This is a genomic window from Burkholderia sp. A9 (assembly GCF_000801975.1).
Map to the genome: position 1 here is coordinate 183,580 of NZ_JSZN01000007.1, position 26,237 is coordinate 209,816.

Below are 26,237 nucleotides of genomic sequence, written 5' to 3' on the forward strand. Positions count from 1 at the left end.
ATGAACAAGAGAAAAGTGATTCCGAGTCTGCGTTCGCTCGCAGATCAAGAACGCGCGACGGCCAAGAAGGCGCGCGCATCGTGGCAGATGTTCACGATTATGGCAGAGTTTATCGAGGCGACCGAGTACCTGTCGGAGATCCGCCCGGCTGTCAGCATCTACGGTTCTGCCCGTCTCAAACCCGACACGCCGCACTACAAACTCGCTGCGCAGATCGCGCGCAAGCTGTCCGACGCCGGCTTCGCGGTGATCTCCGGCGGCGGCCCCGGCATCATGGAAGCGGCGAACAAGGGCGCGCACGCCGGCAAGGCGCCGTCGGTCGGCCTGAACATCGAACTGCCGCACGAGCAGGCCGGCAACCACTACCAGGACATCTCGCTGCGCTTCCGTCACTTCTTCACGCGCAAGGTCACGTTCGTGAAGAACTCCGACGCAGTGATCGTGATGCCGGGCGGGTTCGGCACGCTCGACGAACTGTCGGAAGTGCTCACGCTGATCCAGACCAAGAAGTCGCGCCTCGTGCCGATCATTCTCGTCGGTAGCACCTTCTGGCAAGGGCTGCTGCAATGGTTCCGCGACCAGCTGATTCCGATGGGCCTCATCAATCCGGAAGACATGGACCTGATGCAGGTGATCGACGATCCCGACCAGGTGCTCGACGCCGTGCTCGCGTTCTACGAGGACAGCGGCGAGGAAGAAGGCACGGACGGCGACGATCATCCGCCGCGGCCCGAAGAAGACCGCATGTTCTACCTGTAAAGCGATCGATGTCGATGCCCGGCCGCACGGCCGGCATCTCGCTTCCCGCTCGGCAGGCGTGGCGATTTCGCCACCTGCCGCGCATCATTTTGTAACGCTGCATTAATCCCGCTTCGCGGCCGTGCGCCGCCGAATGTCAAATCCGGGCAGCCCGCGCCGCGCAACGCGGTCGCCATGTTCCGCGCCCGCGGCCCGTCATTGTCAAATCACGCTGCCGGCCGTCCACCTGGCCGGTCGGCCTGACACCAATCCGCCGTAACAAACACAGCTCGCCTTTTCCGCGCCGCACCAGCACACTGCATCTGGTCGGTGCGGCGTTCCCCCGGTGGAACGATCCCCCCTCGCGTCCACCGCGTCGCGCCGGCCATTTGACAACGACATCACGGAAAACAACATGCAACGCTCGCTGATCGCCCTCGCCTTCGCCGGCCTCGGTCTTTCGCTGTCCGGCCTCGCCCACGCCGTCAACGTCGACGTCAACATCGGTACGCCCGCGCCGGTCGTCGTCGCGCCTGCGCCGGTGGTGATCGTCGGCTGGCACGGCGACCGCTACTGGGACGGCCGACGCTACTGGGAGCGCCGCGAATGGGAAGATCACGAGCGCCATCACGGCCATGAAGGCCGCGGCTATCACTGCCCGCCGGGACACGCGAAGAAAGGCGAGTGCTGAGCAACACGACTCGAGCTTCGACGACAAGGCCGCCTGCGCGCTACAGCGCCAGGCGGCCTTGTCGTTTCAGGACCATACCTCCCGCGCTGCCGAAACCTGAATCGCAAGTACGCCGTCACGTCGGCGCATCCGCCAGCGAAAGTGGCGCCAGATCCGTGTGCGCGCCGGGCCGCTCGACCAGGAAATCCATCAGCAGCCGATTCCTTCGCGGCAGATGCGTTCGCTGCGGCATGCACCGGTAGAGGCCGTAACAGCAAGTGACGTGGCGGGTCAGCAACGGCACGAGGCGGCATTCGACCGGGCGATCGAACCGGTGCAATGGTGAGCGCGGCGCCGGCAATCGGGTCGCGCCAGCGTATCGATGCCAAACCAGCCATTGCGGGCGCCCGGCCGTTCTTCGACGTTCATCGCACTCGTCTCGAATAAGCCATCTGGCGGCCAGCCGGACCGCATGACGTCGGTGGTAGCATTGCCCTTGTCCGAGGCCAATCCCGCCACTCATGCCGCTCATCCGAATCTGGGCCGTCGACCATGCGCTGGCGTCCGGCATCGCCGCGCCGACCGACATTCTCACGGCGGCCAATCATCTCGCGTCATCGCTACCGCAAGGCCGCGCCACCGCACCGTTCCGCTGGCGCGTCGAATCGATCGGCGGACGGCCGGTGCGCGCAGCCTCCGGCCAGCTCATCCCGGTCGACGGCGCGATCCACGGCGGCAGCAGCGCCGACGCAATCTGGCTGACCGCCCCGTTCGTCGCGGATCTCGACCGGCTGCTCGACCAGCCCGCATCGCTCGCTCCGCTGTTCGACGCGCTGCGCCGGCAACATGCACGCGGCACGCTGATCGCCACGTACTGCACGGGCGCATTCCTGCTCGCGGAAGCCGGGTTGCTCGACGGACGCGTCGCCACGACGCACTGGTCGAAAGCATCGGGCTTCCGCTCACGCTATCCGGACGTGGCGCTGCGCGCAGCGGACGTCCTGACCGAGCAGGACGGCATCCTGTGCGGTGGCGCCGTCACCTCGTACCAGAATCTCGCGCTGCGGGTCGTCGACAAGCTGGCGAACGCGCGCCTTGCCGCGTCCGTCGCCCGGCTCATGCTGATCGACATGAATCGCGCATCGCAGGATTCATTCATCGACCTCGACCGGATGGGCCATGACCGGCACGACGACCCGGCCATCGCGCGCGCGCAACGCTGGATGGAAAAGCATCTGCGCGAACCCTTCAGCCTCGCCCGGCTGAGCGACCACGTCGCGATGAGCGAACGCACGCTCCATCGCCGGTTCAGGGACGCGGTGGGCGCCCCGCCGCTCAGGTATCTGCAAACGCTCAGGATCGAAGTCGCGAAGCGGCTGCTCGCGGAAACGCGGCTCGCGATCGACACGGTTTGCGCGCGCGTCGGTTACGCGGACATCAGCGGTTTCCGGCAACTGTTCAAGCGCGAGACCGGCATCTCCCCCGGCGAATACCGTCGTCGCTTCGCGCGCTAGCTACGTGCGGCAGGGGTCGGGCGCGATGTCGGAAATGGCATCGCCGAATGGCAGTTTCGCCACTTCGCGCCTGGGCACGCGGTTCATACACTGGATTGACGTCGCCGGAACCGGAGCGACGCCGTCTCCACCGAACCAGGACACCACCATGCCGATGATCGACGTCACCCTTCCCGAAGGCGCGCTCGCGCCGCATGCCGAGGCGCAACTGATGAACGAATTGACCGGAACGCTGATCCGTCACGAGGGACTCGATCCCGACAATCCGCGCGTGCGCGACGTGACGTGGATCTTCGTTCATCGGCCGGCGGCCGTATATCGCGCCGGTGCCGTCGCGCCTGCGCCGATCTACCGGATCGTGCCGACCGTACCGGAAGGACAGTACACGGATGCCGCGCGCGCCGCGCTGATCGCCGACGTAACCGCCGCCGTCGCACGCGCGGAAGGCGTAACGGTGGACGCCGTCGCGACACGCGTGTGGGTATTTCCAACGGAGATCGACGACGGCTGCTGGGGCAGCCGCGGCACGGTGCGCCGCCTGCCGGACATCATGGCGTATTTCGGTGGCGCGCCGCTGCAGGCGCTCGGGGAGCGACGGCTGGCGAGCAAGCGGCGCGCGGATGCGATCAGGATCGTCGACGCGGTGCGTGATTCGATGCACGAAACAGGCGTGAGCGAATCGCACGTAGCGGCCGCAAAGGCATTGCTCTGACGCAGGTTCGCAGCGCAATCGCGATCGAACGCGCGTATCCGCGGGAGGAAAGCTGACCTGCCCCGGTTGACGGCTCGCCGCACATCGCGACGCGCACCGTAACCGGGGCCGGCGTTCACGTTACTGAAACGCGACTTCCGCGAAGCTCCGCAGCTTGCACACGCGGAATCACGTTGAATCAACAGGTTCCGCGATTTCCTCTAACTCCCCGCACACATTTCGGCCAAGAATTCATGCGGCTCCAAGCAATGATTCGGCGGCAAGTCAGACGATTTTTACGCACGCCGTACTCCCCCCTTCCTTCGGAGCTTCACCGGCGCGCAACTCGCGCAGGCATGTAGCGTTGCAGTGCGTCGAGCACATGCAACACGCCTCGTTTCAGCGGCCCCGCAGCGGGCCTCTCAACCGCAACGTGCAGCAGCAACGCAGCCCCGATCGCCGCAGCGACAACGCCCCAGAACATCACGGCCTGGTCGACGGCCGAGCCGACTTGATTGAACAACATGTACCCGACGTTCTGATGGATCAAGTAGAGCGGGTAGCTGACTGCACCGAACCAGGCCCATCGCGCGCTGGCGAGGATCGGCGTGCGGCGCAACGCGAGCGCAAGCATCACAACGAAGAACGCGGTCATCACCACTGCCACGGCCACCGGATCAATCTCCCTCCCGAAGTTTTCGCCGAAGTTTGGCAAGAGCTGGAATTCGTGATGGAGAGAAAGCGCCCAGGCGGCGCCGACAAGCGCGACGCGCGATCGTGACAAGCCGCGCGCGTGGATGAGAAAACACGCGGCTCCTGCAATGAAGAAGCCCGCATAGTCCGTCACCAGAAAGCCCTTGAGCTTGATGAACGGAAACAGTTCCACGAGCACCGTGGCAATCAGCCATACGAACAGCCAGCGTTCGGCACGATCGATCTGGCCGACGATGAGCAGAATTCCGACCAGGCGGTAGAACCGCAGCTCCGCCCCGAGTGACCAATACGCGCCGTCGATCGGATCGGCGCCGAAGCCGCCGCCGAGCGTGACCATGTTCACGAGGTATTGCGGCCACGTCGCAACGAACCGATCGCCGCCGATCGCGAGCGTCACGACGAAGGTGATCGTGCAGCACACCCAGAAGGCGGGCAACAGACGAGACGCGCGCGAAGCGATGAAACGCTTGATGCTGCCGTCGCCCGCCGTCATCAGGATCACGAAACCGCTGATCATGAAAAACAGGTGCACGCCCAGGAAACCGTACTGCGCGACCGGCTCGAGCGCCGGATAGTGCATGCTCGTCAGGCCGTCACCCGCGTAGCCCCTGAAGGCGTAGTGAAAGAACACGACGGCGATGGCGGCGAGGAAGCGAAGCAGGTCAAGCTCGGGAATTCGGGAAAACTTCACGATCGGATCTTGTGGGAATTGGAAACGCGTCGGCCGGGCGCTCACACAAACACCGACCATCCCCATACGCCGCTCACGCGGCCGGCCGGCACCTATGGGACAGGCTCTTGCTACGCGAAGCCGGTGCCGTGCGAGGGTGCGATTATGGCCGAACCGACGACAGCGGGCCACGAAGCGCCGAAACTGCATAACCTAGGCGCAAGAAAGTGCATGGGAAAATCGACCCGACAATCACCGCGCGGCCCATGCTGGGGCCGGCGCGGCCTGCGCATGCGAGCATAAAGACCACTCGTTTTGCTTCCCGAATCTCCCCAGGAGCCTTACCTGGAAAGGGTTTCCTACTGAAACGCCACTTCCGCAAAGCTCCGCAGCTTGCGGCTATGCAGCTTGTCGAGCCCGTTCGTACGCAGGATCTCCATCGCCTTCACGCCGATCTGCAGATGCTGGTCGACCTGCCCGCGGTAGAACGTGTCGGCCATGCCCGGCAGCTTCAGCTCGCCGTGCAGCGGCTTGTCCGATACGCACAGAAGCGTGCCGTACGGCACCCGGAAGCGGAAGCCGTTCGCGGCGATCGTCGCGCTTTCCATGTCGAGCGCGATCGCGCGACTCTGCGACAACCGCTGCACGGGCTCGCGATGATCGCGCAGTTCCCAGTTGCGGTTGTCGACGCTAGCGACGGTGCCCGTGCGCATCACCCGCTTCAGTTCGGCGCCTTCGAGCCGGGTGACCTCCGCCACGCCGCGCTCGAGCGCGAGCTGCACTTCCGCGAGCGCCGGGATCGGCACCCACAGCGGCAGGTCGGCGTCGAGCACGTGATCCTCGCGCACGTAACCGTGCGCCAGCACGTAGTCGCCAAGGCGCTGCGTGTTGCGCAGCCCCGCGCAGTGACCGAGCATCACCCATGCGTGCGGACGCAGCACCGCGATGTGATCGGTGATCGTCTTCGCGTTCGACGGGCCGACGCCGATGTTGACCATCGTGATCCCGCTGCCGTCCGCGCGCTTCAGGTGATACGCGGGCATCTGCGGCAGGCGCGGCGGCGCGGCGCCCTCGGCCGGTTCGCTGCCGAGGTTCGCGTTGTACGTAATGACATCACCCGGCTCGACGAACGCGCTGTACTGGCTGCGGTAGTCGCGCACTTCGGGATCGGTGCTTTCCGTCATCAGCGCGCGGCCGAGCTTCACGAACTCGTCGATGTAGAACTGGTAGTTCGTGTAGAGCACGTAGTTCTGGAAATGCGTGGGCGACGTCGCCGTGTAGTGACGCAGCCGGTGCAGCGAGAAGTCGACCCGTGCGGCGGTAAACAGCGCGAGCGGATGCGGCTCGCCGTGCGCGGGCTCGAACGTGCCGTTGACGATGCGATCGTCGAGGTACGACAGGTCGGGCGTATCGAAAATGTCGCGCATCGCGAGCAGACGGTCGCGGTCGAGCTCGCCTTCGAGATGGATGCCTTCGGGAAACGCGAAGTGAATCGGGATCGGCTGCGACGAGACGCCGATCTCGATCTTCACATGGTGGTTCTTCGACAGCAGGCGCAGTTGCTCGCGATAGTAGTTCGCGAACAGATCGGGACGCGTGACCGTGGTTTCGAACACGCCGGGACCCGCGACGAAGCCGTACGAGCGACGCGAATCGACGTGCGTGTTGACATCGGTGCGGATGCGCACGAACGGGTAGCACGCACGCACGTGCTCGGTAATCGGTTCGTGGCGGCGATAGCGCGCGAATGCGTCGCGCAGGAAACCCGTATTGGTGTCGTAGATGGCCGACAACCGCGCGACGGCGGCGATCGGATCGTCGAATGCTTCGACGGACGGGCTTTCGGGCGTCAGCACCCGGTGGCGGCGGCTCAAATCGTTCTTCATTTTCAACACCTCGTCTGATCGGACGACATTACCACGGAACCCGGTCACGCTCATGGCCGCCGGCTTGCACACGAGGGCCGGGCCGCGCGCAGTATTTGCTAAAATCGACAAGTTCACTGGAGACTCATCATGAAGCCGCTCATTCTCGTCGCCGCTGCCGCCGCGTTTGTCGCCGCCAGCGTCGCTCATGCCGCCGGCGGCACGCCTGACGCCGACGCGCAGGCCCGGGCCGAGGCCAACGAAGCCGCCGGCCTGCCCGATCTCCGCAAGATCAACCGGCCCGGTGCCCAAGTCACGTCGAAAGTCGACTTCGCCGACATCCGCCGCACGCCGAGCTTCCACGAGAAGAGCAAGAACGGCACCGAGGTCACCGAGTATCGCGATCGCGGCAAGCCGGTCGAGATCGACGTGAAATCGAACTTCGGCACGCGCTACCAGATGAGCTCGACACCCGACACGTCGCCGAAGCCGCACGACGCGGGCATCCCGATCACGCGGCTGCCGTCGCTGAACCTGCGCTACTGATCGCCTGCCGCGCCACGCCGTTCCGGCGCGGCACGCAGGCCCTCCCTTCACCTCCTGTCGCGCCGCACGCACCGCGCGTGCCGACAATTGACCAGACGCATCTCGCATGGCCGTTTTCACCGCTGTTTCCGACTCCGATCTCGCGCAATGGATGCGCCACTACGAACTGGGCGACGTGCTGGCGTTCCGCGGCATTCCGTCCGGTATCGAGAACAGCAATTTCTTCCTGACGACGACGCGCGGCGAGTACGTCCTGACGATCTTCGAAAAGCTGACGGCGGAACAGCTGCCGTTCTACCTCGAGCTGATGCGCCATCTGGCCGGCCATGGCGTGCCGGTGCCGGACCCGATCCCGCGCGACGACGGCGCGCTGTTCGGCGAGCTGCACGGCAAGCCGGCGGCGATCGTCACGAAGCTCGACGGTGCCGCCGAACTCGCACCGGGAATCGAACACTGCATCGAGGTCGGGCAGATGCTCGCGCGCCTGCACCTCGCGGGGCGCGACTACGCGCGCTACCAGCCGAACCTGCGCAGCCTGCCGTGGTGGCAGGAGAACGTCCCGGCGATCGTGCCGTTCATCTCGGACGCGCAACGCACGCTGCTCGAAGGCGAACTCGCGCACCAGGCCGCGTTCTTCGCGTCTGACGATTACGCGGCGCTCCCGAGCGGCCCATGCCACTGCGACCTGTTCCGCGACAACGTCCTGTTCGCGCACGCGGCGCCCGGCACCGGCCACGACGTCCGGCTCGGCGGCTTCTTCGATTTCTATTTCGCGGGCTGCGACAAATGGCTGTTCGACGTCGCAGTGACCGTCAACGACTGGTGCGTCGACCTCGCGACGGGCGTGCTCGACGTCGCGCGCGCGGACGCGCTGCTGCGCGCCTACCAGACCGTGCGGCCGTTCACGGCCGAGGAACGCCGCCACTGGAGCGACATGCTGCGCGCGGGCGCGTACCGTTTCTGGGTGTCGCGCCTGTACGACTTCTACCTGCCGCGCGCAGCCGAAATGCTCAAACCGCACGACCCCGGTCATTTCGAACGCATCCTGCGTGAGCGTATCGCCCATACGCCCGCGCTTCCCGAGATCCATACCGCATGCAACTGATCGAAGTGCCCGCGAAAGCGGGCTATGTCTGGTTCCGTCAAGGCATCTGGCTGTTCCGCCGGAACCCGCTGGCGTTCATCACGCTGTTTTTCACGTACCTGCTGGCGATCACGCTGGTGTCGATGGTGCCGGTGATCGGCGCGGCGCTGCCGCTGCTGTTCATCCCCGGCATCGCCGTCGGCTTCATGGCCGCATGCCGCGACACGGTGGCCGGCAAGCCGGTGATGCCGACGATCCTCATCGACGGGTTCCGCTCGTACGGCACCGCGACGACGCAGCGGCTGCTCGTGCTCGGCGTCGTCTACGTCGCGCTGATGGTGCTGGTGTTCGCCGCGTCGTCGGTCGTCGACGGCGGCGGGCTGCTCCACATGATGCTGGGCGCGACGAGCGACACGAGCCCGACGCCGGAAGCGCTCGCCGCGCAGGGCACGCTCGGCGCGCTGCTGCTCGCAACGCTGCTCTACGCGCCGGTCTCGATGCTGTTCTGGTTCGCGCCGGTGCTCACCGCGTGGCACGACATTCCACCCGCCAAGGCCCTGTTTTTCAGCATCGTCAGCTGCTGGCGCAATCGCGGCGCGTTCGTCGTGTACGGGCTGCTGTGGTTCGGCGTCGCGCTCGGCACGTCGTTCGGCCTGTCGCTGCTGCTGCAGGCGCTCGGCGCGGGCGCCTATGTGCTGACGATCATGATGCCGGTGACGATCATCATCGTCACGATGATGTACTGCTCGTTCTACGCGACCTATCGCGGCTGCTTCGGCGTGCAGGAGCCGGGCGCCGCGACGCCCACGTCGGGCCGCTGAGGCCCGCTCGGCCGGCGCGCGCCGCCGGCCGCCGATTCCCTTCCCGGCCAGCCCGGCGCCAGTCGCCGATCGCCATACCCGGCCGATCCATCCCGCGCCGGGCGCCCCTGGCCGGGCGCCCCTAGCCGGGCGCCCCTGTTCAACCCGATCTTTTGCGCGCAAAATAATTTGCATGCAAATCATTAGCGCGTCCGCCGCGCCGCCCGAATCATGGACCGCCTGCCCCCGCTGCCTCAGACGCTCGACGAGCAACTGTGCTTCGCGCTCTACTCGACTTCGCATGCGATGACGAAGGCGTACAAGCCGTTACTCGACAAGCTGTCGCTGACCTATCCCCAATACCTGGCGATGCTCGTGCTGTGGGAACGCGACGACATCGCGGTGAAGGACATCGCCGCCCGGCTCGACCTCGACCCGGCCACGGTCACGCCTTTGCTGAAGCGCCTCGAGGCGCTCGGCTACGTCGAGCGCGCGCGCAGCGCGACCGACGAGCGCGTCGTGAACGTGCGCGTCACGGCGGAAGGCCGCGCGCTGAAGGACAAGGCACGCTCGGTACCCGCCGATCTCTTTTGCGCGATGCAGCAAACACCCGAGTTCCTGGTCAGGCTGCGCGCGGATCTCCGGCAACTGCGCGACGCGCTGTCGGCCGCCAACGAAGGCTGACGATCCGATCGGTCGCAAACGGGCCCGGCACTGCCGGGCTTTTTCTTTAAAATTTCATTTGCACACTAATCATTTGTGTTCTATATTTTCTCCGTGGCCGGCGACACCCCGTCCGACCGGACCGCTTTCCTCCCATTCTTCCGACAGGAGCTGCACGATGAACATTCTGTACAAGACCAGCGCCACGAGCACGGGCGGCCGCGACGGCCGCGCGGTATCCGCCGACAACAAGCTGGAAGTGAAGCTGGCCGCGCCCCGCGAGCTCGGCGGCACCGGTGCGGAAGGCACGAACCCGGAGCAGCTGTTTGCCGCAGGTTACTCGGCCTGTTTCCTGAGCGCGATGAAATTCGTCGCCGGCCAGGACAAGCGGACGCTGCCGGCGGACACGCAAGTCACCGCGGAAGTGGGCATCGGCCCGAACGACGCAGGCGGCTTCGGGCTCGACATCGAGCTGCGGGTGTCGCTGCCGGGGCTCGACAAGGCCGACGCACAGGCGCTGGTGGACAAGGCGCACCACGTGTGCCCGTACTCGAACGCGACCCGCAACAACGTACCGGTGCGCCTGACGGTCGTCTGACGCAACATCCGGCGACGAATACAAAAAGGGCGTGTGCGGCTGGTTGCCGCACACGCCCTTTTGTGTGGTCGCCGGACCGGCTGACGAGCCGGCCCGCGCTGCGCTGCTTAACGCGAGCCGAACGAGAACGGACGGTTCATCGCCGCTTCGCGATCGATCTTGCGCATACGGAATTCGAGATCGTAGATGTCGGTCGCTTCGGACAGGTACGCCTCGGCGCGCTCTTTCGAGGCCTTTTCAGCGTTCTTGGTCAGCATCAGGAAGAGGTGGCTCAGCAGGTACATGGTCGATCTCGCAATCCAAGGGTTCTTTGACTAGGGTTTTCCCGAATTATAGGGAAAACCCTAGTCATTGGCCAGCATCGATCACGCGGTGCGTCGTTCGGTCGCCACAGTGCGACGATTCCGTTCGAAAAAGGACCAGATCATGGCGCTCGCATCGGGGCCGACGGCCGCGTGAAACGGCACCGCTTCGTCGCCGCCTGCCCATGCATGATCGAGCCCTTTCACGTGACAGAGCCGCACGACCGGCTCGCCGTCGCGGCGCACGTCGGTGATCTGGGCGCCCGCCTCGCGCGTCTCCACGCGCTCGCCGCCGCGCAACGCGCCGCGGCTGTCCGCGAGCCGGTTCAGGCGCATGAACTGCACCGTCAGCTGGTCCGCATTCTTCGGCGCGACGACATGGTCGCCGTCGCCCTGCACGATCAGCGCGGGCATGCCTGGGTACGCAGCGGCGTCGATCAGCGCGTCGACAACCGCGGCCGGATTCTCCCGCAAGCCGCGCCGCATCACGTCCATCGCGCTGATGCCGGAGTTCGCCTCGCCGAACGCCGGGCCGGAGTGCAGCGCGACCGCGGCGAAACGGTCCGGATGGTGCAGCGCGAGCAACGCCGCGAGGCCCGCACCGGCCGACAGCCCGGCGACGTAGACGCGCGACGCGTCGAACCCGTGCTCGTCGACGAGCGCATCGACGAGCGACGCGACCGCATCGGCTTCGCCGCGGCCCGCGCGATCGGTATCTTCATACCAGTGCCAGCAGCCGTGCGCGTGCGCGCGCGACGACTGCTCCGGGTACAACACCGCGAAACCGTGCTTGTCGGCCAGCAGGTTCATCCGGGTGCCCTGCACGAATTCGTCGACGGACTGCTGGCAGCCATGCAGCATCACGACGAGCGGCATCGCGCCGCGTCGGCTGCCACGCGGCACGTAGAGTCCGTACGCCAGTTGCTGGACGAGGCGCCCGAGCGCGGGCGCCATCGGATGTTCGCCGCGCGTCCATTCGCCGGTCGCCCACGCAGCCGCGCGCGGCCGCACGCGCGACTCTCGCGGCGGGGACAGATCAGTTACGGCAGGCGACGCAGCCGCCTCCAGCGCATCGCGCGTGATTCGCTGCGCATCGCGCGACGCACGTTTGGCGACCGGAGACAGCATGCGCTTCATGCCGCCCAGCCATACCTTCGTCAGACTTTTGGTCATCGATCGGGCTCGCAGTCAGGAAAAAATGGGACACCACACAGGATGCATCGTTCGACTTTGTGCAATGCACCATAACATTGTTTCCGGGATTTTTCCTGCACGCGGATCGTTCCCCGCGGCTCAAAAAACGGGCCTCGAACAGTCGCGGCGCTATACTGGGGCTTAGCCGCTTGTATCCGTTGTAGTCGTTCTTTCCGGCTCGCGCGTTGATTTAAGCATTCGTCCCGCCTCTGCTCGTTCCCCTCCCGATGTTCGACCTGTCGTCTCACCTGTGGATCACGATCACCGCATTCGGTGGCGCCGGCCTGACCTTGCCGCTCGCGATCACGATCGCCCTGTGGCTGGCGCTCGGCTACTCGTGGCAGCGCTCGGCCGCGTGGCTCGGCGTGCTCGCGGCCGCGATCGGCGTCGTCGCGCTCACGAAGATCGCGTTCCTCGGCTGGGGCATCGGCATCCGCAAATGGGATTTCACGGGGTTCAGCGGCCACGCGATGCTGTCGACGTCGGTCTATCCCGTCGCGATCTTCCTGGCGCTGATCCGCACGCGCACGCCGGTGCGGATCGCCGGCATCGCGCTCGGGTTCGCGGCCGGCATTGCGGTGGGCGTGTCGCGCGTCGCGCTCGACGCGCATTCGCCGTCCGAATCGATCACCGGCTGTATCGTCGGCGCGATCGCCGCGCTGGCCTTCATCGCCGGCTCGTGGCACACGGTGCCGCATCGCTGGTCGGTGCCGGCGGTCGTCGCAAGCCTCGCGCTCGTCACCGTCGCGCTGCACGGCATCACGGTGCCGTCGCACCGCTGGGTCACCAAGGTCGCGCTGGAACTGTCGGGGCACGAGCGCCCGTTCGTCCGCGCGCGCTGGAAAGCCAATCCGAACTACCGGCCGGCGTCGCAGCCGTCGTCCCGGCAGCGCACCGCATCGCCGCCGCCGCCGTTGCTGCACGCGTGACGGGTCGCCCGCGCGCCATTCCCGCCGGCTTTCAAGTCTGAAGGTTTCATGCGCACCGTCGCATGAGCGGTATGTCGAGCGTTATAACCTGCCCTATATTACGATTACGGTTTTCAACCATTCGAACCACCAGACCATGCGCTCAACCGTCCGCCCGCCTCGCCGCACCCTGCTCCGCCTGCTGCCGCTCGCCGCGCTTGCCGCGGGCGTCGCGTTCAGCGCACCGGCTTGCGCCGCCGACGAACTGGTCGTGTCGGCGGCAGCGAGCCTGACGAACGCGTTCAAGGCCGTCGGCGACGCGTACCAGAAGCAGCATCCGGACACCAAGGTGCTGTTCAACTTCGGCGCGTCGGACGTGCTGATGCAGCAGATCGCCAAGGGCGCGCCGGCGGACGTATTCGCGTCGGCCGACCAGAAGGCGATGGATCGCGCGGTCAGCGAAAAGGTCATCGTCCCCGGCACGCGCCGGGATTTCGCGGCGAACTCGCTCGTGCTGATCGTGCCGGCGGACAGCCACGCGGCCGCGCCGACGTCGCTGAACGACCTGACGGCGCCCGGCGTGAAGCGCATCGCGTACGGCGACCCGGCATCGGTGCCGGTCGGCCGCTACACCGAAGGCGCGCTGCGCGCGGCAGGCGTGTGGGACGCCGTCAGCGCGAAGGGCGTGCTGGCCGCCAACGTACGCCAGAGCCTCGACTACGTCGCGCGCGGCGAAGTCGACGCGGGCTTTGTGTTCGGCACCGACGCCGCGATCATGCCGGGCCGCGTGAAGGTCGTGCTGACCGTGCCGACGCAGACGGCCATCACCTATCCGATCGCCGTGGTCAAGGACAGCCGCCATACCGCGCAGGCGCAGTCGTTCATCGACTTCGTCGCGTCGCCGCAAGGCCAGGCCGTGCTGTCGACGTTCGGCTTCAAGCCCGCGGGCAAGTGAGCGTAGCGTGATGCAGGACGCCTGGGTACCGCTGCTGTTGTCGCTGAAGGTCGCCGGCTGGGCGACCGCGCTCGACATCGTGCTCGGCGTCGCGGCCGCCTTCGTGCTCGCGCGCTGGCGCTCGCCAATGCGCGATGTGGTCGATTCGCTGCTGACACTGCCGCTCGTGCTGCCGCCGACCGTGCTCGGTTATTACCTGCTCGTGCTGCTCGGCCGGCGCGGCACGTTCGGCGCATGGCTCGACAAGCTCGGCATCGAACTCGTCTTCACGTGGCAGGGCGCGGTGATCGCGTCGATGGTCGTCGCGTTCCCGCTGATCCTGAAATCGGCGCGCACCGCGTTCGAGAGCGTCGATCCGCATCTCGAACGCGCCGCGCGCACGCTCGGGCTCGGCGAGGCCGCGGTGTTCTTCCGCGTGACGCTGCCGCTCGCCACGCGCGGCATCCTGGCCGGCGCGCTGCTCGCGTTCGCGCGCGCGCTCGGCGAATTCGGCGCGACGCTGATGATCGCCGGCAACCTGCCCGGGCGCACGCAGACGCTGTCGGTCGCGATCTATGCGGCCGTGCAGGCCGGCGACGACAACACGGCCAACTTCCTCGTGCTGGTGACGTCGATCACCTGCGTGCTCGTGCTGCTCGCGACCGGCTGGCTCGTGCCGTCGCGCGCCGGACGGAGCCAGCTGACATGAAGCGCCTGCCCCATCCGCATCATTGCGCCGCGCCGGCCGCGGAAAACCGCGTTGCCGCCGCGCGGGCGGTTTCCCGCCTGCGTGCGGCAGCACGACGGAGGGCCGCATGAGCGTCGCCGTCGACATCCGCAAGACCTACGCGAGCGCCGAGCGCCGCTTCACGCTGGACGTGTCGTTTACGGCCACCACGCAGCGCGTCGTGCTGTTCGGGCCGTCCGGCGCGGGCAAGAGCATGACGCTGCAGGCGATCGCCGGTTTGCTGGCCCCCGACGAAGGTTCGATCACGCTGAACGGCGAACCGCTGTTCGACGCCGCGCGCGGCATCGACGTGCCGACCCGGGCGCGCCGTGTCGCGTACCTGTTCCAGGACTATGCGCTGTTTCCGCACCTGAACGTGCGCCAGAACATCGCGTTCGGGCTCACGTCCGGCCTGCGCAACCCGCGCGCGAAGACGGTGCCGCCCGAAGTCGCATACTGGCTGCATGCGTTCGAACTCGACACGCTCGCCGGGCAGTTCCCGTCGCAGCTATCGGGCGGACAGAAGCAGCGCGTCGCGCTGGCGCGCGCGCTGGTGGCGCAGCCGCGCATCCTGCTGCTCGACGAGCCGTTCGCGGCGCTCGACGGCGCGCTGCGCCAGCGCATGCGCCACGAGCTCGCGGAACTGCAGGCGCGGCTCGACATCCCGATGGTGCTCATCTCGCACGACCCCGACGACGTCGCCGCGTTCGGCGACCAGGTCGTGCAATTGAGCGAAGGACGCGTGCAGGCGGCGACGCCGCACGCCGAGTGCCCGACGCGCGTCACCTGAGCGCGCGAAGGCGGTGGCCCTGGCGGCCACGTTGGAGCCTGAGAGAAGCCGCACTGGCGGCACACGCTGAAAACGGGATCGAAGCCGGCGCCTCGTGCACGATGGGCGGCGCCGGTTTCGCCTCGCCCATCGACGCATGCCTGCGCCGCCCGCGCGCGCTCAGCCTGTCACCGCGAGAATCACGCTCGATGCCTTGAACAGCGCGATCGCCCGCCGGCCGGCGTCGAGCCGCAACGCACCGACGCTGTCGTTCGTGACCACGGCCGTCAGCGTCCCGCCGCCGTCGAGCGCCAGCGTCACCTCGCTGTTCACCGCGCCCGCCGCAACGGCCTCGACCGTCCCGTGCAACTGGTTGCGCGCGGAGACCTTCAACGCTGCGTCGGTGTCGCCGTCGTCGTCGACGGCCAGCACGACCCACGACGCCTTCACCAGCGCGCACGCCGCCGCGCCCGGTTGCAGCCCGAGCGCGTCGGCGCTCTCGTGCGTCAGCACCGCGACGATCACCTGCCCGCCGGGCAGCACGAGCGTCGCCTCGTCGTTCACCGTGCCGCGCACGATCGACTCGACCTTGCCGAACAACTGGTTGCGCGCGCTCGTCTTCATCCCGATCCGGCCGATCAGCGCCCAGTCGACGTCGAAGCCGGCCACCGCCGCGCTCGCGGCCTCGATGAAGCGGCGATGCTCGCGTTCGATCGTGCGGAACGCGGCGATCAGCGACGTCGCGCGCGGTGTGAGCGTCGTGCCGCCGCCGCCCTTGCCGCCCGTCGAGCGCGTCACGAGCGGCTCGCCGGCCAGGTTGTTCATTGTGTCGATCGCATCCCACGCGGCCTTGTAGCTGAGCCCGACGGCCTTCGCCGCGCGCGTGATCGAACCGGTGTCGCCGATCGCCGCGAGCAGCGCGATGCGGGTGGCGCCGCCGAGCGTCTGCTCGCCCGCGCGCAGCCACAGTTCGCCGCCCAGTTCGAGCGGTCCGGCGGAGGAAGAAGGCGACGACGCGTCTCTCATCGGTCTGTCTGAAGAAAACGGGCGGTCATTATAGTGAGCGCGCGCCGCTCAACGCGCCTTGCCGTCGAGCCTCGGCGCGCGCAGGCTCGCGAGCAGCGCCTCGGCGTCGCTCGCCGCGCGTTGCGCAAGCGCGGCTCCGTAGCCGCGCACGAAACCGAGCTGGTACGCGGGCGCGGCCAGTTGCTCGAGATGATGGAGCGCCACGATCGTATCGTTCGCTTCGCCGAGCACGCTCTGCACGCGCGCGAGCGTCTTGACCGTTTCGGTGCGCGTGCGGCGCGACGCCAGCGACGCGAAGAATTCGAGCGCGTAGCGCAGCCGCTTCGCATCGATCCGCACCTGGTGCCGCGCGGCCGTATCGAGCGACGTGAGCGACGGCGACGCATACAGGTGACCGAACAGCCGTCGCACGCGCTTCGTCGCATGACGCCGCAGCGACGGTGCGTCGTCGTCGTCGCTGGCGGCCGCCGGCAGCGCGAGCATGCTCAGCCATTCGAGCCAGCCGAGCACCAGTCGCGCATAGCGTGCGGAATGCAGGGCCTGGCGCAGTTCGACCCGCGCGGCCACCGTCTGCGCGCGCGCGGCGTCGAGCGTGCCGCTCCAGTCGGCGCTGCCGCCGTCAGCCGCAATCAGTGCGGGCAGGCTTTCGGTCGAGAACACGTCCCAGTCGCGCACCGTGCCGAGCAGCGCGGCGAGCCAGCGCAGGTCGACGCCGAAGGTTTCCTGCCATTGGTCGTCCGCGAAGCGCGGAAAGAAGCGCATCAGCGTGCGCAGCCGGCGCAGCGCGACGCGCATCTGGTGCACGAATTCGGGATCGTCGCGATCGAGCACCCCACCCTCGTTACCGAGCCACTGCGCGGCGATGTCGCCGGACAGCGCGAACAGCGCCGACCGCTGCGTGCGGATGCCGGTCAGGTCGACGAGTTGCGCCTTGACCGGCCCGGTGACGGCAGGCTCGCCCGCACACGTGCGATCGATCACGCTGGTCAGTTGCACGAACACGGGCCACGCGCCGCTGAGCTCGCGCGCGGCGGCGAACAGCGCGCGCAACGCGGCCGTACGTGCGGCGACGGTTTCCCAGTCGGGTGCCGCGAGGCGCAGCTCGACATGTCGGCGCGGCGGCTCGGCGCCGCCATGCACCGTGATGTCGTCGAGCGTCATCTCGACCACCACGCCGCTGTCGTCCGCCCATCGCCCGCGCCGCCGCTCGCTGACGAGCCGCAGCGGCGCCGGCCCGGACGATGCGGCGGCAGTCGCGCCGTCAACGGCGCCCGACGTCTCGCCCTCGCCGGCAGCGTCCACCGGCGCCGCATCGGCGTGCGTGCCGGGCTCCGGCATCGCGACGACGATTCCCGCATGCTCGGCGTCGAACAGTTCGCGCGCCATGACGCCGGGCGCGAACTGCTTCGTGCGGGAGGCGACGACACGCGGGCCGTTCGCGTTCGACTCGACCCACGTCCACCAGCACTCGCCGGGGTTCGGCTCGGCCTCCTCGACCTGACACGGCTCGATCGTCACGCGCTCATGGCCCCGACGCATCCGCACCTGCGGACAGATCCGCCACGCGCGGACGAGTTCGGCGCCGAAGTCGCGCTGCTCGCCACGGGCCCGATTCCCCGCCTTGACCGGCCAGCCGTCCAGCGACAGGCATAACACGATTTCCAGCACACGCGACATGGAAGCTCCTGCACATGAAGAATCGCCGGCACATCCTCCGTGCCGGCGTCGCCCGCGAGGCAGCTTCCATAGTACACGGCGCAAAAGCACCCTGGCGACGATCTGACCCTGCCGCCCTGTTGCGCGTCAAACGACGTATTGTGCGAGGCCGTTGCCGAACGACCAGTCCTCCTTCAGCACCTCGACCAGGCTGATGAACACGTCCTGCGGCCGCACGCCGGGCTCGTGCGCGAGGTTGTCGGCGATCGACCGGTACAGCGCCTGCTTCTGCTCGAGCGTGCGCGTGTTGTTCGCGGTGATCTGGATCATCACGAGATCGTCGCTGCGTTCGATGTCGAGGTAGTGGCGGCCGAACACGAAGTTCTCGGCCGAATGCTCGGTCACGACCATGAAGATGTCGTCCTCCGGCACGTTGAACCGGTGCATCAGCGCGCGATGCACGCCAGCGACGAGCGCCGCGCGGTAAGCGGCCGGTTTGCCTTCGCGCACTGCGATGCGGGTGAATGGCATGGTCCTGCTCCTGTTGGTGACGTTGAAAAGCGGAAACGCCACATCAGGTTAGGTACGCATAACTATAATGAACAGTCATCTATCGATATTTCATCCATTTACATTTGAAATGAAAGTACTCGACCTCGATGCGGTGCGCGCGTTCGTGCTGGTCGCCGATCTCGCGAGTTTCACGCGCGCCGCGGATGCACTCGGCACCACGCAATCGGCCGTCAGCCTGAAACTGAAGCGACTCGAGGCGCACCTCGGCAAGCCGCTGCTCGCGCGCACGCCGCGCGTCGTCAAGCTCGCGGCGGACGGCGAGAACTTCCTGCCGGCCGCCCGCGCGCTGCTCGATGCGCACGACCACGCGCTCGGCTCGATCGCGGCCGGCACGCACCGCCTGTCGCTCGGCGTCAGCGAGCACGTCGCGGTGCCCGACCTGCCGGCCGTGCTGACGAGCCTGCACCGGCAGGATCCGGGGCTGTCGCTGGAAATGCATCTGGGGACGTCGACGAACCTGCTCGCGCAATACGACGAACGCCGGCTCGATGCGGCGATCGTGCGGCACGAACCGGGCGAGGACCCGCCGCGCGACGACGCCACGCTGCTGTTTACCGAACCGCTCGCATGGCTCGCCGCACCCGACTGGGCACCGCGCGCGGGCGAGCCGCTGCCGCTCGCGGTGCTGGCCGGTCCGTGCGGCGTGCGCGCCGCCGCGCTGCGCGCGCTCGAGCATGCGGGGCGGCCGTGGCGCGAGCGCTTCACCGGCGGCGGCGTCGCGGCGGTCACGGCGGCGGCCGCGGCCGGGCTCGCGGTCTGTCCGCTGGCCCGGCGCGTCGCGCCGCGCACGCTGGTCGACGTCGGCGCGAAATTCGGCTTGCCGCCGCTGCCGCACTCGCAGGTCGTGCTGCATTCGCGGGTGCGCGACGCCCGCGCGGCCGCCGCACTCCGCAGGTTTGCCGACAGCCTTGCAATCTCGGCGTAAACTAACGGGTTTCGCCGCCCGCAATCTCCTGAAGAATTCCGATGAAGCCCGATGCCCGCAAGCACCTCCGCGCCAACCTGCTGATGCTCGCCGCCGCCGCGATCTGGGGGTCGGCGTTCGTCGCACAACGCCTGAGCCTCGACGTGATCGGGCCGTTCCTGTTCACCGGGCTGCGCTTCCTGCTCGGCGCACTGGTGCTGATCCCGTTGCTGACGTTCAACGCGGCGTCGCGCGCGCAGTTGGCGGCGATGCGCCGCGCGCCGGCGCTGCTGGTGCCAGGCCTCGCGCTCGGCGGGCTGCTCGCCGTGTCGATCTCGCTGCAGCAGTTCGGCCTGCAATACACGCGAGTCGCGAACGCCGGCTTCATCAGCTCGCTGTACGTCGTGATCGTGCCGCTGATGGGCGTGTTCGCCCGCCACCGGATCGGCGCGGGCACGTGGTTCGGCGCGCTGCTCGCGGCGATCGGCCTGTACTTTCTCAGCATCGACGAGCATTTCTCGGTGCTTTACGGCGACTGGTTCCAGCTCGCCGGCGCCGTGATCATCGCCGCACACGTGATGGCCGTCGGCCATTTGGCGAAACGTCACGATCCGCTCGTGCTCGCGTTCCTGCAGTTCGTCGCATGCGGCGCGCTGTGCCTCGCGGTGGGCCTCGTGGCCGAGCCGTTCAGCGTCGCGATGCTGCGCAACGCGGTGCCGACGCTGCTGTACGGCGGGCTGCTGTCGGTGGGCGTCGGCTACACGCTGCAGGTCGTCGCGCAGCGCGACGCGGCGCCCGCGCACGCGGCCGTGATCTTCAGCATGGAAGGCGTATTCGCGGCAATCGCCGGCTGGGCCGCGCTCGGCGAGACGCTGACGCTGCGCGCGCTGGTCGGCTGCGCGCTGATGCTCGCCGGCCTGCTCGCCTGCCAGCTGCTGCCGAACGGCGACGCGCGGAAAAAGGACGAGGACGCGCTGCCGGCGTGACACGCGCCGTCCCTATAATGGCGGTCCAGATGTTTTTCATGCCAACCGCTTCCGACAGGCCTGCTCCGTGACGTCCATTCCCGTCGATCCCGCCGCCGACCTGCTGCGCGAACGCGCAGCGCACTATGCCGCCGAGGCGGCGCTGTTCCTGCGCGACCAGGCGCTCTCCACCGCATCGCACGACCTGCGCAGCCCGCTGAACGCCATGCACAGCTGGGCGTATGTGCTCGAGCGCCAGCTCGCCAGCGCCGACCCGAACCTGCAGCGCGCCCTCGCGGGCATCCGCTCGGGGATCGACCAGCAAGTGGCGCTGATCGACGACGTGCTCGACGCGCCACGCGCGGAAACGCGCACGCTCGCGCTCGCGCCGCAGTCGTTCGCGCTGCGCCCGTTGCTCGACGACGCGCTCGCACTGGTGCGCTTCGCGCTCGCCGACGCGCGGCAGGTGACCATCGACGCGACGCTGCCCGACGGTGAGCCATCGCTGTCGGCCGATCGCGAGCGCCTCGCACAGGCGCTCTGGACGATGCTGACGACGGCCGTCGAAGCCAGTGCCGCCGGCGGCCGCGTGACATTCGTGTGCACGCGCGACGGCGCGCGGTGCGTCGTGCAGGTCGGCTGTGCCGTGAGCGCCGATGCCCTCGTCGATCCGGCGCTGCCGCACGCCTTCGAATCGTTCGCACGCCGCGAGATGCTGCGCCCGCGCGACGCAAGGCGGGTCGCATGGACGCTTGCCCTGTGCCAGCGCGTCGCGCTCGCACACGGCGGCACCTTCACGCACGATCCGCTCGCCGACGGTGCCACCGTCGCCCTCTCGCTCTCCGTCCCCAGCGAGGCGCCGGTGTAAGCAATCGGCCGCCCGACACATTACATTTTCCTTTCCGGCCCTATACTGATGGGCCTGTCATGACTGGAGCGATTCTTTGTTACAGATCTTCGCGCTCATCGGCGCGTTGTTCCTGGTGGCCCTGAACGGGTTTTTCGTCGCAGCCGAATTCGGCCTCGTCAAACTGCGCGCGACGCGCGTCAAGACACTTGCCCGCAAGCACGGCCTGCGCGGGCGCATCCTCGCCATCGTGCACGGCCGGCTCGACGCGTATCTGTCCGCCTGCCAGCTCGGCATCACGCTCGCGTCGCTCGGCCTCGGCTGGGTCGGCGAGCCGGCATTCGCGGAACTGATCGGCCCGTTGCTCGACCTGATCGGCGTGCAGTCGGAACGCATCGTGCACCTGATCTCGCTCGTGTTCGCGTTCTCGCTGATCTCGTTCCTGCACATCGTGGTCGGCGAACTGGCGCCGAAATCGATGGCGATCCGCCAGTCGGAGAAGGTCGGCCTGTGGGTCGCGCTGCCGCTGTACGCGTTCTACTGGGCGATGTATCCGGCGATCTGGGTGCTCAACAGCAGCGCCAACGCGGTGCTGAAACTGGCGGGGCTGTCGACCGACCACGGCGGCGATGCGCACTACTCGACCGACGAACTGAAGCTGATCCTGCGCAGCCGCCGCAGCACGGCCGGCAACACGGCCCAGCCGGCGCGCGGCACGTACACCAACGACGAATGGAACACGCTCGCGCATTCGCTCGATTTTTCGTCGATGACGGTGTCAGACCTGATGCGGCCGGCGCATGAAATGATCGGCCTGCGGCGCGACCTGCCGCTGCCCGACAACATGGAGATCGTCGCGCGGCACCGCTTCAGCCGCTATCCGCTGTTCGAGGATGCGGCGCGCGAACAGGTGAGCGGGTTGATCCACCTGAAGGACCTGCTGCTCGCGCGGCACGCCGGCGCGGCGCTCGCGGACCTGTCCGACTACGTGCGTCCGGTGCAGTACGTGAAGCCCGACACGCCGGCGCTGGAGTTGTTCCGCCGCTTCCGCAAGGGCGCGCCGCACTTCGCGCTGGTCGGCAGCAAGGGCGCGAAGCCGATCGGCTTCCTGACGCTCGACAACCTGCTCGGCGCGCTGGTCGGCCAGATCCACGACGAGTTCCGCCAGGGCGACGCCGACTGGAGCCGTCTCGACGACGGCACGCTGATGGGCAAGGGCAGCCTGCCTGTCGTGTCGCTCGAGCAGGCGCTCGGCATCGACATCGACGAAGGGCGTGCGGAATCGGTCGGCGGCCTGGTGATCCAGGCGTTGAACGATTTGCCGACCGAAGGGCAGCGCGTATCGTTCGACCGCTTCGACGTCGTCGTGAAGAAGATGAACGGGCCGCGCATCGTGCTGGTGCGCGTCTATCCGAAAATCGCGAAAGAGGCCGACGAATGACGGCCTCGGCTCGCCGCACGCGATGAACCCGACGCTGCCGCGCTGCTGCGTGATCACACCGGAGCCGGCGTCCGCGTCGGCCACCGATTGCCACGTGTTTCTCGAACGGCTGTCGGCCGTGCTCGCGCGCGGCGAGACGCTCGTGCAGTTGCGCGTGAAGTCGTTCGACACGGCCGCGTTCGCGCGGCTGGCCGCCGATGCGCTCGCGCGTTGCGACGCGGCCGGCGCACAGCTGATGCTCAATGGCCCGATCGATGCCGCCGGCGTGATGCGGCTCGATGGCGCGGGCTGGCACCTCGATGGCGCTGCACTGCGCGCGGTCGCACAACGGCCGCTACCCGCCACGCGCCGCGTGTCGGCCGCATGCCATGCTGCCGACGATCTTCTGCTGGCCGCGCGCGCGGGCGCGGATTTCGTCACGCTGTCGCCCGTGTTGCCGACGCTCAGCCACCCCGGCGCGCCGACGCTCGGCTGGGCACGGTTCGCCGAACTGGCCGCATCGGCCGCGATGCCGGTCTATGCGCTCGGCGGGATGACGCGCGCGCACCTCGACGACGCGCGCAGACACGGCGCACACGGCGTCGCCGGCATTCGCAGCTTCTGGTAGGTACGCCGATACGGCCGGGCGCACCAGCGCCCGACCTTCGGCGGGTCACGCGTTCAGATCGGGACGCATGGCGCGCCATGCGCCGTCGTCGATCCGACGCACGTCGTGCGTGAGCGCGTACCGGTTGACGTCGCCCGTCAGCCACGCGACGAGCGAATACGCGGGCAACTCCCCTTCATCGACCCGGTCGCGTGCGCGGGCCGGCGTCTCGAACACGATCCGCCCTCTCGGCGCATCGAACGGCACCGCGTCGGGCGACAGGTTCAACGCGATGGTCAGCGTCTCGTCGTCGGCGAGCCGCCACGACGCAAGCAGCGCGTCGGCATCGCCATCGCCGCCCGACTTCAGCGTATGCGCGTCCTGCGGCCGGCAATCGGACAGCCGCGGCGCAATCAGCTTCGCACGCACCGCGAGGGCCGACTGCACGAAATGCGCACGATCGGCATCGCGCGCAGTTTCGTCGAAGATCAGCGGGATCTGCGGCGTGAGCAGCGACAGCGCGAGCGCGGCGAGGCCGGGCTCCGGCCCGTGGTCGCTCTCGTGCCATGCGCCGTCGGACAACACCAGCGACGTCAGCGACAGTCCGCCTGCGTCGGGGAATCCGCCTTCGCCCGATGTGGCCGGCTGGAACGCCGCGCCGGCAGCCGTCAACGCACGGGCGAGCGTGTGGATCGACTGGTGCGTCGAAATGCCTTCGTGGGCCGTCACGTCGCGCCCCGTCAGGCGATGCAGCGCACGTTCGCCGCAACCGTTCCACTGCGCATCGAAGTGGGTGTCGGCCAGATGCACCGGATGGCGTTCGCTGCCGAGCACGAGGTGGATGAAGCGGTCGGCCGGCACGGCCGCGCGCACGCGATCGGCGATCTCGCGCAGCCACGACGTGCCGATCCGGTCGGCCTCGCGCAGCCGCAGCCCGTCGCAGCGGTATTCGTCGATCCAGTACAGCGCGTTGTCGCAGAAGAAGTCACAGACTTCCGGGTGATCGAGCGCGAGCGGCGACGCCTGCAGCGGATCGTCGCGCGTATGGAAGAACGGCGCCGCGTAATGACGCAGCGCGTCGGAGCCGCTGCCGAAGCGCGCGTAATCGAGCTCCAGCAGCACCGCGAGGCCGAAGCCGTGCGCGTCGTCGATCAGTGCCTTCAGCGCGTCGGGGCCGCCTTCGGCCGCGAGCGGCGCGAACGGCAGGCTGTCGTGCGGCGACGCGAGCAACTCCAGCGCGGTCACGCCGAGACGCGCAAGCTGCGGCAGCCGGCGGCGTACGCCGTCGAAACCGCCCACCGCGTGCGGACGAATCGCATAAAGCGCGATGTCTTCCCACGGACGCCCGCGCCAGAACGTGTTGCGCCACGTGAATGCGCGCGGATCGACGACCTCGCTTGGGCCGTTGAGCCCGTCGGGTTGCGAACGCGAGGCGGGATCGGGAATCGACGCGACATCGTCGAGCCGATAGCGGTAACGCGCGCCGGCACCGCATTCGACGAACACTTCGAACCAGTTGGGACCGGCCGCCGTCATCGGGACGAGCGTCGAGCCGTTGCCGGTATCGAGTTCGAGCTGAACCTGCACGCTGCCCGGCGCCCACACGCGGAAATGCGTGCGCGGCGTCGTGCAGAGCGCGCCGCAGGGCTGCGCGCCGAACGGCAGGCAGTGAATGTAGTGCTGCGCATACGGATCGTGCGGACAATCTGACATGATGCGCTCCTCGTGCGTGCCGAGCGGCATGGCCGCGCGATCGGCGCGGCGCATCGGGCCCGGCATGCGACGGCCAGGCAGGGGGAAGGAAGAAAAGTATGCGCCGGTTTGGCAAGCATGACGAAGCGAATCCTCACATTTTTAAATGCGAATCGACCCCGCCAACGTTTGCGCGCGCTGCGCGCCGAGTCGGGTAGTCGGCATACCGGAATGGCCGCTCGCCTTGTTGCGCCGCCACCCCGCGCTTACGCTCGCTGCGATGCGTGCGGACACGTCGTCCGCGCCCCGAACCCGAGGAACCCGTCATGTCGCTTCCCGCCAGCGCCGCGAAATTCGATCCGGCACGCGCGCACGAATACGCCGAACAATCCCGCATCGCGCTCGCCGGCTACGACGCGTGCCACGAACTCGCCGCGTGCATGCTCGCGTCGGCGATCGGCACGGCCGCTGCGCGGATCCTCGTCGCGGGCGCGGGCGGCACGGGCCAGGAGATCGGCGTGGCCGCCGCGCTCGAGCCCGGATGGCGGTTCACGGCCGTCGATCCGTCGGCGCCGATGCTCGCGCTCGCGCGCGCGAACGTGGAAGCGGCCGGTTTCGGCGCACGCACGGAATTCATCGAGGCCGGTATCGACACGCTGCCCGATGTGCCGGCCTTCGACGGCGCGACGCTGATCGGCGTGCTCCATCACGTCCCCGGCGACGCAGCGAAGGCCGCACTGCTGGACGCGATCGCGCGACGCCTGAAGCCCGGCGCACCGCTCGTGATCGCGGGCAACTATCGCCGCTACGCGGACCACCCTCGCCTGCTCGATGCATGGCAGCAGCGCTGGCGCATGAAGGGCGCCACGCCCGATTCCGTGCGTGCGCAGCTCGCGAAGATCCTGCAGGGTGCAGATCCGCCGGCTTCGGAGGAAGCCGTCTTCGCGCTGCTGCACGATGCGGGCTTCGATGTACCGTTGCGTTTCTTTTCGAGCCTGTTCTGGGGCGCGTGGATCGCGGTGCGACGCGCCGCCGCGTGATGGCCTGGTGACGTGAATCGGCGGGTGACGCGCTACGCGCGAGACACCGGGCCCATGCGCGGAAATCGCGCATCCGCCCGACCTGCGCGACGTCATCCGCGCTCGGTATGATGTCGTTCC

General features: G+C 68.0%; 28 protein-coding genes. 19 read left to right on the plus strand and 9 right to left on the minus strand.

The genetic code is table 11. The annotated features are described in order from the left end of the window. Both PI86_RS04560 and PI86_RS04565 read left to right on the plus strand, forming a co-directional pair. The gene (locus PI86_RS04560; protein ID WP_014900024.1) at positions 1 to 759 is read left to right on the plus strand and encodes a TIGR00730 family Rossman fold protein; all 759 of its coding nucleotides are present in this window, start codon (positions 1 to 3) and stop codon (positions 757 to 759) included. 394 nt (positions 760 to 1,153) lie between these two features. Next, positions 1,154 to 1,429, plus strand: a complete 276-nt coding sequence (locus PI86_RS04565) for a hypothetical protein (protein WP_039319159.1) — start codon at positions 1,154 to 1,156, stop codon at positions 1,427 to 1,429. A gap of 270 nt (positions 1,430 to 1,699) precedes the next feature. Here PI86_RS04565 and PI86_RS17295 read toward each other — a convergent pair whose 3' ends face one another. Further along, positions 1,700 to 1,837: a hypothetical protein gene (locus tag PI86_RS17295; RefSeq protein WP_161792354.1), complete on the minus strand. Its 138-nt coding sequence runs from the start codon at positions 1,835 to 1,837 to the stop codon at positions 1,700 to 1,702. Positions 1,838 to 1,929: 92 nt separating this feature from the next. Between PI86_RS17295 and PI86_RS04575 the strand changes: the two genes are divergently transcribed. Both PI86_RS04575 and PI86_RS04580 read left to right on the plus strand, forming a co-directional pair. Further along, positions 1,930 to 2,922 (plus strand): GlxA family transcriptional regulator, encoded by a 993-nt coding sequence (locus PI86_RS04575; RefSeq protein ID WP_039319164.1) that lies wholly within the window; start codon positions 1,930 to 1,932, stop codon positions 2,920 to 2,922. A 148-nt stretch (positions 2,923 to 3,070) separates the two neighbouring features. Beyond that, entirely contained in the window at positions 3,071 to 3,634 is a 564-nt protein-coding gene (locus PI86_RS04580; RefSeq protein ID WP_039319166.1) for a tautomerase family protein, read from the plus strand. A 310-nt stretch (positions 3,635 to 3,944) separates the two neighbouring features. Here the strand turns inward: PI86_RS04580 and PI86_RS16055 are convergent, their stop codons facing one another. Next, entirely contained in the window at positions 3,945 to 5,084 is a 1,140-nt protein-coding gene (locus PI86_RS16055) for an acyltransferase family protein (protein ID WP_235362688.1), read from the minus strand. Between the two features lie 272 nt (positions 5,085 to 5,356). Next, complete coding sequence (locus PI86_RS04590) at positions 5,357 to 6,883, minus strand: AMP nucleosidase (protein ID WP_039319168.1); 1,527 nt, start codon at positions 6,881 to 6,883, stop codon at positions 5,357 to 5,359. A 129-nt stretch (positions 6,884 to 7,012) separates the two neighbouring features. Here PI86_RS04590 and PI86_RS04595 point away from each other — a divergent pair, with 129 nt between their 5' ends. From PI86_RS04595 to PI86_RS04615, 5 genes are all read left to right on the plus strand, one after another. Further along, positions 7,013 to 7,408 (plus strand): hypothetical protein, encoded by a 396-nt coding sequence (locus PI86_RS04595; protein ID WP_039319170.1) that lies wholly within the window; start codon positions 7,013 to 7,015, stop codon positions 7,406 to 7,408. Positions 7,409 to 7,514: 106 nt separating this feature from the next. After that, positions 7,515 to 8,513, plus strand: a complete 999-nt coding sequence (locus PI86_RS04600; RefSeq protein ID WP_039319172.1) for a homoserine kinase — start codon at positions 7,515 to 7,517, stop codon at positions 8,511 to 8,513. Then, entirely contained in the window at positions 8,504 to 9,313 is an 810-nt protein-coding gene (locus PI86_RS04605) for a BPSS1780 family membrane protein (protein WP_039319174.1), read from the plus strand. Before PI86_RS04600 ends, PI86_RS04605 begins: the two co-directional genes overlap by 10 nt. Positions 9,314 to 9,523: 210 nt before the next feature. Next, positions 9,524 to 9,976 (plus strand): MarR family winged helix-turn-helix transcriptional regulator, encoded by a 453-nt coding sequence (locus PI86_RS04610; RefSeq protein ID WP_039319176.1) that lies wholly within the window; start codon positions 9,524 to 9,526, stop codon positions 9,974 to 9,976. A gap of 157 nt (positions 9,977 to 10,133) precedes the next feature. Next, positions 10,134 to 10,553, plus strand: a complete 420-nt coding sequence (locus PI86_RS04615) for an organic hydroperoxide resistance protein (protein WP_014900033.1) — start codon at positions 10,134 to 10,136, stop codon at positions 10,551 to 10,553. Positions 10,554 to 10,660: 107 nt separating this feature from the next. Here the strand turns inward: PI86_RS04615 and PI86_RS16060 are convergent, their stop codons facing one another. Both PI86_RS16060 and PI86_RS04620 read right to left on the minus strand, forming a co-directional pair. Then, positions 10,661 to 10,837 carry a DUF3563 family protein gene (locus PI86_RS16060; RefSeq protein ID WP_014900034.1) on the minus strand — a complete coding sequence of 59 codons (177 nt, stop codon included), beginning with the start codon at positions 10,835 to 10,837 and terminating at the stop codon, positions 10,661 to 10,663. Between the two features lie 81 nt (positions 10,838 to 10,918). Then, the gene (locus PI86_RS04620) at positions 10,919 to 12,028 is read right to left on the minus strand and encodes an extracellular catalytic domain type 1 short-chain-length polyhydroxyalkanoate depolymerase (protein ID WP_039319179.1); all 1,110 of its coding nucleotides are present in this window, start codon (positions 12,026 to 12,028) and stop codon (positions 10,919 to 10,921) included. A gap of 248 nt (positions 12,029 to 12,276) precedes the next feature. Here PI86_RS04620 and PI86_RS04625 point away from each other — a divergent pair, with 248 nt between their 5' ends. The 4 genes from PI86_RS04625 (at position 12,277) to PI86_RS04640 (ending at position 15,408) form a co-directional block, all read left to right on the plus strand. Beyond that, entirely contained in the window at positions 12,277 to 12,978 is a 702-nt protein-coding gene (locus PI86_RS04625; protein WP_039319180.1) for a phosphatase PAP2 family protein, read from the plus strand. Between the two features lie 136 nt (positions 12,979 to 13,114). After that, positions 13,115 to 13,912, plus strand: coding sequence for a molybdate ABC transporter substrate-binding protein (gene modA, locus PI86_RS04630; protein WP_039319182.1), 798 nt, complete (start codon positions 13,115 to 13,117; stop codon positions 13,910 to 13,912). A gap of 10 nt (positions 13,913 to 13,922) precedes the next feature. Beyond that, positions 13,923 to 14,600: a molybdate ABC transporter permease subunit gene (gene modB, locus PI86_RS04635; protein WP_014900038.1), complete on the plus strand. Its 678-nt coding sequence runs from the start codon at positions 13,923 to 13,925 to the stop codon at positions 14,598 to 14,600. Between the two features lie 106 nt (positions 14,601 to 14,706). Beyond that, positions 14,707 to 15,408 (plus strand): sulfate/molybdate ABC transporter ATP-binding protein, encoded by a 702-nt coding sequence (locus PI86_RS04640; protein WP_039319184.1) that lies wholly within the window; start codon positions 14,707 to 14,709, stop codon positions 15,406 to 15,408. A 159-nt stretch (positions 15,409 to 15,567) separates the two neighbouring features. On the opposite strand, the gene PI86_RS04645 is transcribed toward PI86_RS04640, so the two are convergent. The 3 genes from PI86_RS04645 to PI86_RS04655 all read right to left on the minus strand — a co-directional run bounded on the left by PI86_RS04645 (position 15,568) and on the right by PI86_RS04655 (position 18,600). Beyond that, entirely contained in the window at positions 15,568 to 16,413 is an 846-nt protein-coding gene (locus PI86_RS04645; RefSeq protein ID WP_039319186.1) for a TOBE domain-containing protein, read from the minus strand. Positions 16,414 to 16,461: 48 nt separating this feature from the next. After that, complete coding sequence (locus PI86_RS04650) at positions 16,462 to 18,090, minus strand: CHAD domain-containing protein (RefSeq protein ID WP_039319188.1); 1,629 nt, start codon at positions 18,088 to 18,090, stop codon at positions 16,462 to 16,464. 126 nt (positions 18,091 to 18,216) lie between these two features. Next, positions 18,217 to 18,600 (minus strand): tautomerase family protein, encoded by a 384-nt coding sequence (locus PI86_RS04655; protein WP_039319190.1) that lies wholly within the window; start codon positions 18,598 to 18,600, stop codon positions 18,217 to 18,219. Positions 18,601 to 18,709: 109 nt separating this feature from the next. On the opposite strand from PI86_RS04655, the gene PI86_RS04660 reads away from it, so the two are divergent. The 5 genes from PI86_RS04660 (at position 18,710) to PI86_RS04680 (ending at position 23,406) form a co-directional block, all read left to right on the plus strand. After that, positions 18,710 to 19,567 (plus strand): LysR family transcriptional regulator, encoded by an 858-nt coding sequence (locus PI86_RS04660; RefSeq protein WP_039319192.1) that lies wholly within the window; start codon positions 18,710 to 18,712, stop codon positions 19,565 to 19,567. 41 nt (positions 19,568 to 19,608) lie between these two features. Continuing rightward, positions 19,609 to 20,532: a DMT family transporter gene (locus tag PI86_RS04665; protein ID WP_039319194.1), complete on the plus strand. Its 924-nt coding sequence runs from the start codon at positions 19,609 to 19,611 to the stop codon at positions 20,530 to 20,532. Between the two features lie 67 nt (positions 20,533 to 20,599). After that, positions 20,600 to 21,379: a sensor histidine kinase gene (locus PI86_RS04670; RefSeq protein WP_039319196.1), complete on the plus strand. Its 780-nt coding sequence runs from the start codon at positions 20,600 to 20,602 to the stop codon at positions 21,377 to 21,379. A 76-nt stretch (positions 21,380 to 21,455) separates the two neighbouring features. After that, complete coding sequence (locus PI86_RS04675; protein ID WP_039319198.1) at positions 21,456 to 22,799, plus strand: hemolysin family protein; 1,344 nt, start codon at positions 21,456 to 21,458, stop codon at positions 22,797 to 22,799. 22 nt (positions 22,800 to 22,821) lie between these two features. Then, entirely contained in the window at positions 22,822 to 23,406 is a 585-nt protein-coding gene (locus PI86_RS04680; RefSeq protein WP_014900048.1) for a thiamine phosphate synthase, read from the plus strand. Positions 23,407 to 23,451: 45 nt separating this feature from the next. Here PI86_RS04680 and PI86_RS04685 read toward each other — a convergent pair whose 3' ends face one another. Next, complete coding sequence (locus PI86_RS04685) at positions 23,452 to 25,098, minus strand: DUF3459 domain-containing protein (RefSeq protein ID WP_039319387.1); 1,647 nt, start codon at positions 25,096 to 25,098, stop codon at positions 23,452 to 23,454. Positions 25,099 to 25,403: 305 nt separating this feature from the next. Between PI86_RS04685 and PI86_RS04690 the strand changes: the two genes are divergently transcribed. Next, the gene (locus PI86_RS04690; RefSeq protein ID WP_039319200.1) at positions 25,404 to 26,117 is read left to right on the plus strand and encodes a class I SAM-dependent methyltransferase; all 714 of its coding nucleotides are present in this window, start codon (positions 25,404 to 25,406) and stop codon (positions 26,115 to 26,117) included. Positions 26,118 to 26,237 lie beyond the last annotated feature (120 nt).